A 14,105-nucleotide genomic window follows, 5' to 3' on the forward strand; every position below is an offset into this window, starting at 1 on the left:
CTCAGTGATTATCAAATCGGCATCAGTCACTAAATTTCTCCCGTAGCCGGTCGCCACTATTTTTCTGTAGCCGATTAAGTTTTTTTTCACCTCTTCAATTGCCGATTGGGGTTGAAAGGCGGTTTTGACCACTACTTTATCTTTAATCCCATCCTCCGCCAATAATACCCCTTTGGTGTAGCAGGCACCAATATCAATTCCTAATACCATCCCACCTCCTTAGCCCCTTCTACGAACGCCATAAGGTTCTCTTTTGGGGTTTTAATCGGAACCTCACAACCAGTGGCGGCGATGTAACCCCTTTCCGCTTTCCGGCCAATTTCCACCATCTCTTTCGCCCCCTCCTTAATTGCTTCGGGCGAAGAGAAGATAAGATTGGTTGGTGGAAAATTTCCAATAATTCGCATCTTCCTTCCCAGTTTCTCGCAAATGAGACTTATCGGCACTTTATCCAAACTGATGAGGTCCGCGTTTGTCTCCGGGAGGAGATCGAGAATTGGTTCGGTATCACCACAGATGTGAAGAATACAGTCAAGGTCATAGCGATGGAGAAAATTTATCAATTCCCTTTCATAAGGAAGGGCAAATTCTTTAAAAGTCTTGGGACTGATTACACTGGTGGAAGCCAGAGGGTCAACAATGATTGGTAAACCACCGGCATCAATTATGGCAAAGGAAAATTCAATCGCCGCTTGTAATGAGATTTCCAGCAAATCTTTTACCAAAGAGGGATTCTTAATGGTATTGATGAGAAATTCTTCCGGGTTAATAAGGAACATAGCCGTAGTAAAAGGAGCGGGCAGATAAGCCAGAATTGGCACCCGGTCACCAAGTGCTTGATAAGTAAGTCCAATCGCCTCTAAGTAGAGGGGCAACCTCCCGGTGGCATAAGGGTTTGGTATTTTAAGTTCTTTAATATCCTTTCTATTAAGGGCGGGGGTCTTAAGGACGGGCAGATCATCTTCCGGATAGAAGAATTCCGAACCGAGCGCTTCCGCAATTATCCCCACTTCGGAGAAAATGTTAGTGGCATCACAGCCAAATTCTTCCCAGGCGATAATCTGTGCCTTCGCCATCGCTTTGCCATTGGTAGAATATTCCCTTAATTTCATCCCTGCCACCTTTGCCGAAAAGGAGGTGAGTAAAGGAATTACTGGACAACGGTCAGGCTTTTCGTCAATCACCAAAAGAGCAAATCGCTCCCGGGGGGTTAGCCTCTCCTTCATTTTATCGTCTCAATAAATGCCTCAAGCCTGGTCTTTAACTGTTCAGTGATGCCTCCGGGACTCGGTACATCAATCGCCAAAACCGGAACCGCCTGCAACTCCTCTTCCATTAACTTTGTCTCCAAGGCACAGTGGGAAGCACCGAGCACATTGGTGATTAATACCCCTTTAATCCTCCCTTTCTCTACTTCCTCCTTTATCCTCCTTATCCTCTCCTTCGTTGTGCCGATCAGGGAGGCATTCAGGAATGCTTGGGCAAGAGCCAAAAATGGGTCAAGGTTTTCAGAAATGGGAACTAACGCCTGATTTATTAAATATTCCGTAGTTAAGACCCGACAGCCAAAATCTTCTATCAGATTTAAAAGAATTGGGTCAGCGCTTGGTGTTACCCAAGCGATAGGAATGGCATCTTCCCTTAAGACCCCAATCCCCTTTGCTACCCTTTCTTTAACTGTTTGAAGAATCCCTTCCACAATTTTTATCCATTCCGCAAAATCACCATAGCCGTACAGATTGCCAAATTCAATCACCATCATCTCCAACGCCGGGAGGGGAGCAATTTTCGCCTGAGAAACAGTCTCCTTTAATTCCTTAACCAAACTTCGGAGATAATTCGCCTTCCTAATACTTTTTTTCAATTCCTCTTTTTGGAGATTGCGACCGGTAATTTCTACCATCTTCTGCCAAATTTTTTGATACTCTTCAATCAGATAGCCGGCTACCCTCTCTTCACTCCCTTGACGCCGAAGAGGAATTTCAACCCAAAGGGGATTATAACCAATATCTTCCAAGAGTTGCATAAGGCAGGAGTAGTCATCACAGGAAGCACCGGTGGCGGCAATGATTAAATCGGGTACGGGGAAATATGCCCTTTTGGAAAATGCGGCTAAAATCGCCTTTGAGAAACAGGTCGCCTCCGGGATTCCCAATTCGCTCGCCCTGGTTAAAAGGACATTTGACTTATTGTAGAAAGGAACCCACCAGAAGCATTCGGGATAGAAAGGGATTGCTTCGGGAAAAGCCATAACGATAACCGGAATAATGCCCAAATCCCCCATCGTGGCAATCACCTTCCTGCCAGTCTGTTTTGCCCGGAATAATCTCTCCGATTCATTAAAGACAAATCCCCAGAGGCGCAGCGAAGAAAAGGAATTGTCAAATTTCAGTTCTTTTAATTCCCGTGCCCCGTAGACAAAAAAAGTTGCTGGTGGTGAGAGGTATCTCCCCCAATCGGAATTTTGGTAATAATTGAATTTTTTTATCACCTCATCCGGAACTTTCCGAAACTGGCGACTCCACTCGGAAAGGGTGATCCTTTTTGGTGCTACCTCACTAAACATAAATATTTTCTTTAATACTTTCGGCAAAGGCAGCGATTCTTAATTGCCATTGGCTAATATGAGAAAAGGAAAAATCACTTCGGATTCTTAAAAGGGGAAGCCCAAAAGTTTTCTCCATCCGGCTCAACTCAAACTCATAGTTATCACAGTAGTCTAAGGTCCAAGCCACGATACCTTGACAATGGCGTTCTTTCAATTCCATACTCACCCATTCGTAAAATTTTTTATTGGGCCGTTTAAAGATACAGGGGGGTTGGTGATAATAGGCTTCTTTAATCCCGGTTAAATTTTTCTCTCTTATCTTTATCAGAAGAGGCCGAGAGATCCCACAATTAAAATCGCCCACAATCTGCAAATCCTTTTCCAGTAATTGGAGAAAGGGATTAGCTTCATAAGAGATGGGGCTCCCTAAAAGATAGACCCGGGGATTAGTGGAAGGCGAGGAAGTAGAGGAGGGAAAATTAGCCGGTGGATTCCCCTTATGATAACTAATACAAAGTTTATGAAAATCCGAGGTGGAAAAAAGAGACGGCTTAGCCTTTCGCTGCTGGTCCATTACCCGTAAGCCTTCCCGAAAATTTTCCCATCTCTCAATCTCTCGGGCAACTAATTCCGGAGTTAATTTTTTCTGACCGAGTTTCTCTAAAAATTTCACCAATTCCTCTATCTCATCATTAAAGATTTTTGGATTGTCGGTTCGGGGATTATTTAGAATATGAACGGGAAGGGAGGTGAAGTGGGTAATTACTTCCAATTGGCGTCTTGCCAGATCGCAGCCCGTAGCCCCGACAACACCAACAAATCTCTTTTCGTTCTCCAAAAGATAACCAAGGTTTGCCTTCACTAAGGGACAGGCATCAACCTTCACGACCTCTTCCCCTTTTTCACTGAAACTTATCGTCCCGTGAATTAAACGATAGGGTAGAAAACCGGTGGCCGAGAGTAATTCCACCGGAATATAAGAACAGGTGTAGCCGATTAGCCCCACGGCCGCAAACGCAAAGCGGAGACGAAAGTTTTTGGGAAATTTGGTTCCAAGGCTAATTCTATCTGCTTTGCCTTCTCCCTGATGCCCTCCGCTTCCTCAAAAATCTTCTTGTCAAGAAGAGCCATTATCGCTCCCCTTAACGGCAAGTCCTTTTCTTGGTGGATCTTCTCTATCTTCTGAGGCAGAAGACCAATTCTCATTAAAGATTTTTGGTTAAGATGGGAACCAAATTCCCCAGTGAGAATAGTCTCTTTAATCTCCGATGGTTTAAGTCCCACTTTCTGGAGCAGTATCTCAATCCCGGTATGAATCGCCGCCACCGCGAGTTGTAGTTTTCGGATATCATTTTGGGAGATTTTTATCCCGCCGATAGTAATCTCTTTTAAGAGGCGACCATCTTCTCTCAAATAACCAATTTCCAGCATAATACCTAAAAGGTCAATTAAACCGGAGGCGCAGATACCAATCGGTTTCTTTTTCCCAATCGTCCGGTATCTAATTCTTCTTTTGTATCCGCCTGAGGCGGATAACCGATCAATCGCCCCAGGAAGAGCAAAACTCCCACAAGTTACGCCGGTTCCCTCAAATGCCGGACCAGCCGCGGTGGAAACAGCAAAAATCTTTTCCGGTGTAACAAGGACAACTTCGCCGTTTGTCCCCAAATCAACATAAAGGGAAATCTTTTTAGATTTACTCAATCCACAGGCAATAAGACCAGCAACAGTATCGCCGCCGATAAAACCACCGAGGCAAGGGAAGATATACGAAGGGGGATTTTTTAAGAAGACGCCTTCCTTCAATTCGCTCCGGAATGGGTAACGGGCTAACCCGTTAAGGGGTTTATTGAGATAAAAGGAGAGATTCACCGGATTACCAACCACGGTGGTAAAAGACGGCCTTTTAAAACCAAGGCATTTCTTTATCTCCCTGATGCCGAAAAAGAGGAGATTTCGCAATCGGTCATATCTTCCCCGCAGCGCCTTACTGATACGGGTGACGACATCGCTACCCAAATGATTCTGAGGGTTAGGTAGATTCACCTTCTTTTTTATCCGGCCATTCTCTAAGTTGACCGCTGCTCCCTTTAAGATTGTTGTGCCGAGGTCTAATGCCAGTCCGAAAATGGGCATCTTTGAAGAAACTAACTCAGTGCCTGGGCGATTTTAATCATCATTTTAATATTTTCCGGTTCGGTTTCGGCTGGCACATCACAAGAAGTAGCCAGAATGAGAGATGGGTTTAATTGCTGGGCATTCTCGATCTCCTTTTTCATCTTTTCCCAGTCACCGAAAAATATCGTCTTGGTGGAAACACCCCCCATCTTTACCGTTTCGGTCTCAGGGCTAATATCCTCAATACTTAAAATATCACAACCAATTTTATCAAGAAGGGAAATTATTGGTTTTGTTTCACCACAGATGTGCAATCCGACTAAAAGCCCGGCCTCTTTCACCTTCTTTACCAAGGTAGTAAGGGGTTCTTGGGCAAATTGGGCGAAAAAATTCGGGGAGATGAGACTGGCAGAGGCGCAGGGGTCACCGATAAAGATATTAACCTCTAAGGAAAGGAGTTGGCGGAGATAGTCAATCTGAAATTGGAGCGTTTCCTCCAAGGTCTCCCTTACCTTTTCTTCCTTTTCCATCAACATTTTTAGAAATTCTTCCATACCGATGAGAAAGGCGGCGAGGGAGAAAGGACCTTTGATTGAGACAAAGACCGGAACATCCACCATCTTTTTTAATAACCGAGCGGCTTTAAGGATAACCCCTCTTCGATCCCTACCTCTTTTTTTCCTTCTGGGCCCGAGCAATTGGGGGATTGGTTCTAAGCACACTGGACAACCTAAGGCTTCGGCTTCGAGATAAGGGTCGGAAAAGAGAAGGACCATATCATACCGGTAGAAGTGATAACCGTAACTTATCACTTCGGCCAATTTTTCTCCATCTCGGACGACGGCGGCTAAAGTGGTGTTAAATAAGCGAGCGCAGTGGTCAGCAACTACGATGGGAAAGACCGCTCTCTTCTCTTTTTTCTGGACGACCGCGGTTATTCTATCCAATATTTAACCTTTCTATTAACTTCACCGCCGCGGTAGCATCTTCGCCGTAACCATCCGCCCCGATCATTTGGGCAAATTTTTCATTAACCGCTGCCCCGCCAACAATCACTTTAATCTTATCGCGCAAACCTTTCTCTTTTAGAATTTGGATAATTTCTTCCATCCCGAACATTGTGGTCGTCATTAGAGCGGAGAGGGCAAGAACCTGGGGTTTTTCTTCCGCTACCGCTTTGATAAATTTCTCATGGGGGACATCTCTTCCCAAGTCAATAACCTCATAGCCATTGGCTTTTAGCATCACCTTCACGATATTTTTCCCGATATCGTGGATATCACCAGAAACGACACCGATGACAATCTTTCCCCTCTTTTCTCCTTTTGATTTTAGTAAAGGGGTGATGAGGTCAAAACCGGCATAAAAGGCGTCAGCGGCAATTAGGACCTCAGGGACAAAATATTCCTTTTTGGAAAAGAGTTCACCTACCTCTTTCATCCCGGCGATTAGCCCTTCTTTTAAGATTGCTTCCGGAGGGTAATTTTCCTTTAAGGATTGGAAAATTAGTTCTTTAACCCGGCTGACATCCAAATCAACGAGCGCCTTTTTTATCTCCGAAAAATCCAATCTTTCCCCTTAAGGCTAATCCTTACTTTTGGCCAATAAAAAGACCTCTTCCTACTTTATGTTCGTGGGCTGCCTTGCGCCAGATGGTGACGAGGTTTTCCGCAAATTTATAAAGGTCAGATCCGAAGTTCTTTTCAATCGTTGGTTTCAATTCCACGGTTACTTTATGATAGTACTCGTCAAAGCATTTGGCAAACTCTTCGGTCTGGTCCAATGCCTCTAAGACCTTAAAGCCATTCTTTTTAAGGAGTTCCTGATAACCTTTAAATGTCTCCATATAGGGAAAGGCCATAGAGTCGTATAAGGGTTCTAATTCCTCAGGGGTAATTTTCCCGGTGATTATCCAGTCGGTGAAACCAATCTTGCCCCCTGGTTTTAAGACCCGATAGGCTTCCTGAATGAGCCGATTCTTATCGGTAACATAACACCATGCCTCCTGACCCCAGACGACATCAAAGGTCTCTTTTTTGAAAGGGAGGTCTAGCGCATTACCCTCATAGTATTCAATGAGGTGGTCAAGTTTTGCTGCAGCGGTTCTTTCTCTTGCCTTTGCCAGCATCGTCTTGGTCGCATCTAAACCTTTGACATAGACGCCGTATTTACTGGCGAGATGTCGGGCTGGTGCACCTAAGGCACTGCAGATATCTAAGACAACCTGACCGGGCTTGAGTCCGATTTTTTCCGCCAAAAAGTCAGTTGCTTCTGGTCCGCCCGAGTGAATCTGCTCACCCATTACCGCTTCCCAGAGTAGTCCACCGGGACCGTCATAGACATCCTGGACATCCTTTATTGTGTAGTCTTTTTTATAATTCATAAACACCTCCGTTTTTATCGGCAATAAATTTTAAAAGTGGGAAGTTCTTAATATAAGAAGGGAATTTCCTTCCCCTTTGACGGAAGTGGAGGCAACTGCCTCCTCGGAGAAATTTCATACTCCCTTCCGACCTAAGAAATTAATTACTCTCATCTTTATCATAAAAAGTATAATCACAATTTCCCTTTTGTCAAACACCTGCTTTTTGCATCAAGAGATAGTATTCAATCGTTTTCCTAAAACCAAAAACCGGAGCCACCAGAATGAAAGATTGACTTCTTTTTTCTTTCCGATAAATTAAATTATGAGAATATCTTTTATTTTCCTATTTTTTATCGGCCATTGGGCTTTGGGTATTATCCCCTTACCTCCTTCGCCTTCCTGGCAGTCCTCAGATAATGACTACGCCACGGGTGGTGGCTTCGGTGATATTGACACCAATGGTTTTATTGACTACGTCACCTCTAATGGGAATGATATGGCTTCCAATCGCAACGCCGTCTATTTTAATCGGAATGGTATCTTAGAAACCAATGCCGGTTGGCGTTCTCAGGACCAGGGCTATTTCGGTCACCTCTATTTGGGCGATATCAATCAGGACCGCCTTTTAGACTTAGCGGTTGTCTACTTGGGTTATGGTTCTAACCAAGGTGCTACCCGCATCTATCGCAATCGGGGCGGCGGTTTGGAAAATTCCCCTTACTGGCAATCCGCCGACCGTTATAACTCTTTTGATTGCTGTTTTGGTGATATTGATTTAGATGGTGATTTGGATTTAGCGGTTGCCGCCGGTGATGCTTATAATAATATCCGCTCCCCGGTGCGGATCTATCGCAATAACCAAGGCATCTTTGAGACAAACCCCTATTGGACAAGTCTTGATTCCCAACCGAGCGATGCTTTGAGATTTCTTGATATCAATAACGATGGCTTTTTAGACCTGGTTGTTGGCTACCGAAGAAAAGTAGCAATTTATATCAATAATAACGGCACTCTTCCCCGGCAACCAACTTTTTCCTTTCGGGAAAAAGGTTGGGTACTAAGGATTGCGATTGGTGATTATGACCGAGACGGGTGGGTTGACTTTGCCCTTGCCAGTAATGGGCAGTTAAGTGGTGATTCCAGTAGAATTAAAGTCTTTAAGAACCGAAACGGAATGATTGATACCATCCCGGTTTTCCAGATGCTTAGAAATACCCGGTATGCCTCCTGTGTTGCCTTTGGTGATTGTAATGGTGATGGCTTTTTAGAACTGGCGGCTGGTGGTTGGTGGGAGCCAATCTGTGTCTTTGAAAACCGGAACGGCGTCTTGGATACTCTTCCCACCTGGTCCTATTCTATGGGCAATAACTTGGTCTGTGAGATGATTATGTGGGGTTGCTTCGGTAACGACCACCTCCAAAATGAGACATTCTCCGCAATTGGTGATGGTCAAAGGAAATTATTCCTCATCCCTAATACCCCCGTCCAATTTTTACGCTCCGTCAAGATAAATAGTTCTCCCCTGCCCGATTCCCTATTTGCCTTTGATTTCCTCTCCGGCTATTTCTCCTTGCGCCATCCCTTAACTAACTCCGAAACCCTGAAAATAGATTATACCTATTCCCCTTATGGCGATTTAGGAGTGACCAATTGGGACCAACCATCCGGTAACCTCCTTTTCCTTAACACCTCGCCACCGGTCGGCATCGCGGCGAAAGGAGATTTAAGAAAAACGAAATCCCACTCTCTTTTATTAGAAGAGATAAAAGGGGAAGTGAAAATTTGGGATGCCAGCGGCAGGGTAGTGAAAAAGTTCTCGGTGCCGGATAGTAAAAAAATATCTCTTATCGGCTTAAAACCCGGAATTTATTTCGTTAACGGGAAGAAGGTTATTAAGTTATGAGAATCATCAGGTTTACTTCGGTAACTTCCACTCAGGATATTGCCAAGTCCTATATTCCCCAAAAAGAGGAGTTGGTCATCTGGGCGGAAGAGCAAACAAAAGGTAGAGGGAGATTTGGTCGGGAATGGCATTCCCCAAAAGGGGGTCTCTACTTTTCTCTTTTACTCTTTCCCAAACCAGAAGAGATACTCACCATTCATCTCAAACTCTTCCTTTCCGCGGTGAAGGGGATTGAGAAGGTGGCAAATATCTCCTGCCTTTTCAAATGGCCTAACGATTTAATTTACGAGAAGAAGAAATTGGGGGGTATCCTCTTAGAAAGAGAAGGGACAGCGATCATCGCCGGTTGCGGCATAAATGTGAATAATGAAACCTTCCCTTCTGAAATAAAGGATGCCATTTCCCTCAAACTCATCTTAAAGAGAGAGATACCGATTGAAGAACTGCTAAGAGAAATTATCTCCCTCTACGAAAATGCTCCCCCATTTTCCCAAATCTTATCGGAAATCAGAAAACGAAACCTCCTCAAGGGAAAATATATCCACCTCCGTGCCTTTTCCCGACTTTGGGAAGGAAGGGCTTTAGATATTGACGAAGAAGGAAAACTAATCCTCTCCCTCCCCGAAGGAGGGATCTTAACCCTTTTCTCCGGAGAGGTGGAGAAGGTTTATGAGACCTAATTGGCTTTTGGCGATTGACATTGGAAATTCCTTTACCCATTGCGGTCTCTTTCGGGAAAAGAATCTCATCATTGAGATGCGATGGCCCACCCGAGAGAAGATAAAGGAAGGAAATAATTGCTTTTCCTATCTCGTCAAAAAGGCAGACGAGGTAATCATCGCCTCGGTGGTGGCAAAGAAGGGAGAAGAGTTAAAGAATCTAATTCGGGGGAACTATCGGAAAAAGGTCTACTCCCTAAAAGATGATTTAGAAACCGGGTTAAAAATTTCTTACGGTAGTAAAGAGAGCCCTCTGGGTGAAGACCGCATCGCCGGTGCTTCGGCGGTTGCCTTTCATTACCGGAAAGACGGAATAATTGTTGATTTAGGAACTGCCACTACCATTTCCGCAGTTACTAAGGAAGGGAAATTTTTGGGCGGCCTTATCGCGCCGGGAATTTTATCGGCCCTCTCTTTCCTAAAAAAGGCTGAAAGGCTCCGACCTTTTTCCTCTTATTTTCTTATGAACCGTCCTTTAAGAAAAATCCCTCCCCCCTATTTAGCCCAAGATACCGAAAATGGCATCCGAAACGGCATCTACCTCTTCCTTAAATCTTTTTTGGAAGGGACGATAAAAAAGATAAAATTGGAAATGCCCCAAAGAAGTTTCACCACCTTTCTCACTGGTGGTTTATCCTTCCTTCTCAGTCCGATCTTAGAAGGGATAGACATCATTGACCCCTTTCTTAACCTGCGGGGTCTTTGTATGATATATTACTTAAATAAAATTCGGAGGTAAAAATGGGTTGCATCGGCGTTTTTCTGGATATCCAGAATGTCCAGGAGACATTTGAGCGCCAAGGGAAAGAGGTGCGCTATGATGCCCTGCAGCGAAACATCATTGTCCGCTTAAAACGAGACGCTCGGGAGTACAAATTCGTTGCCTTTGTTCCTTATAAGAGAGATGATGAAAGGAGACAGAGGCTAATTGATGCCTTATCCTTTATGAACTACCGGGTTGTTTCCAAAATGGTGCGGGAGAGGTTGGATGGTAGTTTTAAGGCGAATATGGATATTGAGATCACATTGGAGATTCTCTCAATGAATCCTTACTTGGATGAAGTGGTGCTCGTCACTGGGGATGGAGACTTCGTCGCCTTAGTTGATTACCTCTCCCGGCAGGGAAAGAGGGTGACGGTGATTGGCTTAGGAAAGGGTTATACCTCGGTGGAACTGATTCGCGCCTGTGACGAATACCTCAATTTAGACGAACTGGAAGGGGTGATAAAAGAGATCTACCTCTAAAAGGAAATTTTCCTGCGGAGTAATGCCTTACTTCTTAGGGATTGAGACCTCAGGGATGGAGACTGGAGTCTGCCTCTTAAAAGAAGAAACGGAATTTTTAATCCTAAAATCGGCTGCGGAGGGGAAGCATCAAGAAAATCTCTTCCTTCTCCTTAAAGATCTCTTCTCCCACTTCCGAATTCAACCGTCCGACCTCACCGGAATCGGGGTGACGATTGGCCCGGGTATGTTCACCTCTTTAAGGGTTGGCTTAGCCGCCGCCAAAGCCCTCTCTCTGCCCCATAAGATACCAATTAAAGGGATTGATACCTTTTTGGGCCTTACCCAAACATTTTATAACCTATTTCCCGAGGAAGAAGAAACCATTATTCCCGTAATTGATGCCAAAAGAAACCAAGTCTACGCCCAGGTCTATAAAAGAAAAGAGAAAAATTCCGAACCCCTCCTCACCTTTCCGGAAGAGATTGTCAAAAGATACCCAGATGCCATCTTCTTTGGTTCCGGGATAAAATCTTATCCTCAGGTCTTTTTACCTGCTAAGAGAGCAAATCTCTTTTTCCCCTTACCAGAAGTGATTTGCCAGTTAGCCAAAGAAGCGATTACCCGGGGCGAGATTGATGACCCCTCGGAACTTGTTCCCTTTTACATCAAAGAGCCGGACATCCGTGTTTGAGATGAAGAAAGGGATCATAATCTTTTTTGCCCTGTATGCCTTATTGACTTGCCAAAAGGGAGAACGGGGCGGGTATGACTATCTCTTAAAAGAACCAGAAGATATCATACACCCACCATCCGGGACTGCCAATGCCTGGATCACCATCATCGGTGGCAACCATACCGGTCAATACTATGTCTCGCCTGATGGTAATGACAATAATCCAGGAACTTTTGATCAACCTTTCAAAACGATTGCCCAAGCGGCAACCCATCTCCAACCTGGAGATACCCTTGTTGTTTTTGCCAAAGAGAGAAATGCCCGGCCGGTGATTGCGGGGGAAAACAATCTTTCTGCCGCATTTGACATTTCCAATTGTCAATATCTAAGGATTGAAAATTTTGAAATCACAAGTAACCAGGGCCGGAAATTTCGGGAAGGAATATCCGGAACCGGAGGACCGGTTGAGCATATCGTCCTGAAAGATTTAAATATCCACCATCTTGATGAATTCGGCATTGACATTGGAGATGCCAATGATTTGCAGGTATTGAATTGCCGGCTTACCTATTGTGGCTTTGGGAGCATTGGGGGACCCGCCGGCCAACAAGGAGGCTTCCGTAATGTTTTGATTCAAAATTGTGAACTCTCCTATAGTGGTCATTATTACCAAGGTGGTGATGGCTCAAACCGTCCTTATGATCGGCCCGATGGCTTTGGCATTGAAGCATCAGAGGGACCGATTGAAATCGGTAATACCACCGTAGCTCATAACTATGGGGACGGCATTGATTCCAAGGCGAAGCGCACCTACATCCACGAATGCCTCGTGATGAATAATACTTGTGACGGCGTTAAATTATGGGGTGATTCATCAAGAATTGAGAATACCCTAATCTACGGCCGGGGTGATGGTAATGCCACCCCAACCCCCTGGTCGCCAATTGTCATAAGTACTGAGAATAATAATGCCCATTTTGAGATGATCAATTGCACAATTGATGATTCCCTTGGAGAAAACTACATAATGCACGTCCAGTATGACAACCCAACAATCCCCGTCCATTTGCGGATCGTAAATACGATATTTTGCAGTCGGGGTAATAACGCTCCGGTAATCTGGCTTGGGGAGGCGGTGAATTACAACATCAGATACAACCTCTTCTATGCGCCCAAAGATGATAGACTCTTAATTCAAGGAAACAGTACTTACACTTCCGCCGAAGTAGCACAGATTGGCACTGGAAATATCTACGGCAATCCCCAATTCAATTCTGTGGCCTGGGGAAGGGAGGGTGACTACCATTTGCAACCCGGAAGTCCGGGAATTGATGCTGGTGATTCTCTATCTGCACCCCCAATTGACCTGGAAGGAAGAAGAAGACCCCAAGGTGGGGGTGTGGATATGGGATGTTATGAACAATAAATAGTTAAGAGGTGAGACTTTTAAGCAACCTCTCCATATCTCTTAAATGAGTACCCGGCCAATAAATTCTCTGACAGGAAGGGCAAAGGGAAAATTTTTCCTGCGTCTGGTAGGTATAATAAGGGACCTTTCCTTTTGCCTCCTCCTTTTTTATTTCTTGCAACTCTTCGTTACAGACCAGACACCGGCTGAAGGGCTCCATCTTTTCTTTCAGATTTAACTTTTCAAAGAGAAACCGCAACTGTTCTTTTGGGGAATCAATATCAAGGTAAATCACATCTTCCATCCCTTTTAATTTCACCTTCCTGGTGATAATCTTCCTTCCTTCTCGGCGGGCGATTAAAAATAAATCCTCTTCCCGAATCTTATTTTCGTATCTTGTATCAAAACCTAAAACCCTCAAGTACTTGGCTAATTTACCCAACATCACATCGCAGAAGAACTTCATAGACCATTATAATAAAAGTTCTCTTTACTGCAAGGTTGACATTTTTGATTTTGAACTTATAATTTATTTATAATTAAAAATGGTTACGGCGATTTTAGTGCGAAGGGAACTTTATCTCCCGAAAGCCTCATTTTTTCTTCCCGCCGTAATCAAACCTCAAAAATGGAGGGTTTATGAATAAACAAAAATCTATCTTTATGCCTTTATTTACTCTTCTTGTCGCTTTTTCCCTCTCTTTCTCCGCTCTGATTGACCCCCAACTCGTCTCCGTCTTAGAAAAGGCTTCCACCAATCAGAAGATTCCGGTTGACTTTGTCCTAAAAGAGAGGAAAAATGCCTTAGAACTTGACCCGACGATTGAGAATCTACCAAGACCCCAAAGAAGGGCGAGAGTGGGAAGGGTCTTAATGGATTTTGCGGAAAGGACCCAAAGAGACCTCTTAAATTATCTAAGAGAGAAAGAAAAAGAAGGTAAGGTTGAGCATATTATCTCCTTATGGATTGTGAATTTAGTCGGTTGTTTAGCCACTCCGGATGTGATCTATGAAGTTGCCAACCGACAAGATATTGACTTAGTCCTTTATGCCAAGGTGCCGGTAGAACTTGCCCCTATCAAAGAGGTTGTGCCCAAGGATATTACCGAATCAATCCAACCGAACCTGGAGCGGATTAATGTTC

Annotated in this window: 16 protein-coding genes; 7 read left to right on the forward strand and 9 right to left on the reverse strand. The window is 44.4% G+C overall.

Translation table 11 applies throughout. The features are described from left to right. The 8 genes from ABIL00_07380 to ABIL00_07415 form a co-directional block, all read right to left on the reverse strand. Window positions 1–210 (reverse strand): hypothetical protein (locus ABIL00_07380; protein ID MEO0110578.1); only part of this gene is annotated, 210 nt, incomplete at its 3' end. Further along, entirely contained in the window at window positions 201–1,226 is a 1,026-nt protein-coding gene (locus ABIL00_07385) for a uroporphyrinogen decarboxylase family protein (protein MEO0110579.1), read from the reverse strand. The genes ABIL00_07385 and ABIL00_07380, both read right to left, overlap by 10 nt. Further along, on the reverse strand, window positions 1,223–2,566 hold the full coding sequence (locus tag ABIL00_07390) for a 2-hydroxyacyl-CoA dehydratase family protein (GenBank protein ID MEO0110580.1): 1,344 nt from the start codon (window positions 2,564–2,566) through the stop codon (window positions 1,223–1,225). Before ABIL00_07390 ends, ABIL00_07385 begins: the two co-directional genes overlap by 4 nt. Beyond that, window positions 2,559–3,554 (reverse strand): 2-hydroxyacyl-CoA dehydratase family protein, encoded by a 996-nt coding sequence (locus ABIL00_07395; protein MEO0110581.1) that lies wholly within the window; start codon window positions 3,552–3,554, stop codon window positions 2,559–2,561. The genes ABIL00_07390 and ABIL00_07395 overlap by 8 nt, the downstream gene beginning before the upstream one ends. Then, a complete protein-coding gene (locus tag ABIL00_07400) occupies window positions 3,545–4,684 on the reverse strand; it encodes an ASKHA domain-containing protein (GenBank protein ID MEO0110582.1) in 1,140 nt (379 codons plus the stop codon). Before ABIL00_07400 ends, ABIL00_07395 begins: the two co-directional genes overlap by 10 nt. 11 nt (window positions 4,685–4,695) lie before the next feature. Next, entirely contained in the window at window positions 4,696–5,613 is a 918-nt protein-coding gene (locus tag ABIL00_07405) for a uroporphyrinogen decarboxylase family protein (GenBank protein ID MEO0110583.1), read from the reverse strand. Continuing rightward, window positions 5,606–6,235 (reverse strand): corrinoid protein, encoded by a 630-nt coding sequence (locus tag ABIL00_07410; GenBank protein ID MEO0110584.1) that lies wholly within the window; start codon window positions 6,233–6,235, stop codon window positions 5,606–5,608. The genes ABIL00_07405 and ABIL00_07410 overlap by 8 nt, the downstream gene beginning before the upstream one ends. Before the next feature lie 22 nt (window positions 6,236–6,257). Further along, on the reverse strand, window positions 6,258–7,049 hold the full coding sequence (locus ABIL00_07415; protein ID MEO0110585.1) for a methyltransferase domain-containing protein: 792 nt from the start codon (window positions 7,047–7,049) through the stop codon (window positions 6,258–6,260). Window positions 7,050–7,353: 304 nt separating this feature from the next. On the opposite strand from ABIL00_07415, the gene ABIL00_07420 reads away from it, so the two are divergent. The 6 genes from ABIL00_07420 to ABIL00_07445 are packed head-to-tail and all read left to right on the forward strand — an operon-like array spanning window position 7,354 to window position 12,979. Continuing rightward, the gene (locus ABIL00_07420; protein ID MEO0110586.1) at window positions 7,354–8,934 is read left to right on the forward strand and encodes a T9SS type A sorting domain-containing protein; all 1,581 of its coding nucleotides are present in this window, start codon (window positions 7,354–7,356) and stop codon (window positions 8,932–8,934) included. Further along, window positions 8,931–9,614, forward strand: coding sequence for a biotin--[acetyl-CoA-carboxylase] ligase (locus tag ABIL00_07425; protein ID MEO0110587.1), 684 nt, complete (start codon window positions 8,931–8,933; stop codon window positions 9,612–9,614). Before ABIL00_07420 ends, ABIL00_07425 begins: the two co-directional genes overlap by 4 nt. Further along, window positions 9,604–10,392 (forward strand): type III pantothenate kinase, encoded by a 789-nt coding sequence (locus ABIL00_07430; protein ID MEO0110588.1) that lies wholly within the window; start codon window positions 9,604–9,606, stop codon window positions 10,390–10,392. Before ABIL00_07425 ends, ABIL00_07430 begins: the two co-directional genes overlap by 11 nt. A gap of 2 nt (window positions 10,393–10,394) precedes the next feature. Then, window positions 10,395–10,898 (forward strand): NYN domain-containing protein, encoded by a 504-nt coding sequence (locus tag ABIL00_07435; GenBank protein MEO0110589.1) that lies wholly within the window; start codon window positions 10,395–10,397, stop codon window positions 10,896–10,898. A gap of 22 nt (window positions 10,899–10,920) precedes the next feature. Next, window positions 10,921–11,571, forward strand: coding sequence for a tRNA (adenosine(37)-N6)-threonylcarbamoyltransferase complex dimerization subunit type 1 TsaB (tsaB, locus tag ABIL00_07440; protein ID MEO0110590.1), 651 nt, complete (start codon window positions 10,921–10,923; stop codon window positions 11,569–11,571). Window position 11,572: 1 nt separating this feature from the next. After that, on the forward strand, window positions 11,573–12,979 hold the full coding sequence (locus ABIL00_07445; GenBank protein ID MEO0110591.1) for a right-handed parallel beta-helix repeat-containing protein: 1,407 nt from the start codon (window positions 11,573–11,575) through the stop codon (window positions 12,977–12,979). A gap of 4 nt (window positions 12,980–12,983) precedes the next feature. On the opposite strand, the gene ABIL00_07450 is transcribed toward ABIL00_07445, so the two are convergent. Continuing rightward, a complete protein-coding gene (locus ABIL00_07450) occupies window positions 12,984–13,427 on the reverse strand; it encodes a Mut7-C RNAse domain-containing protein (protein MEO0110592.1) in 444 nt (147 codons plus the stop codon). Window positions 13,428–13,600: 173 nt separating this feature from the next. Here ABIL00_07450 and ABIL00_07455 point away from each other — a divergent pair. After that, window positions 13,601–14,105: hypothetical protein (locus ABIL00_07455; protein MEO0110593.1), on the forward strand; the 505-nt coding region annotated here is incomplete at its 3' end.

Source organism: candidate division WOR-3 bacterium, from assembly GCA_039801905.1.
Classification (GTDB): Bacteria; Hydrothermota; Tepidihabitantia; order Tepidihabitantales; family JBDRVQ01; genus JBDRVQ01.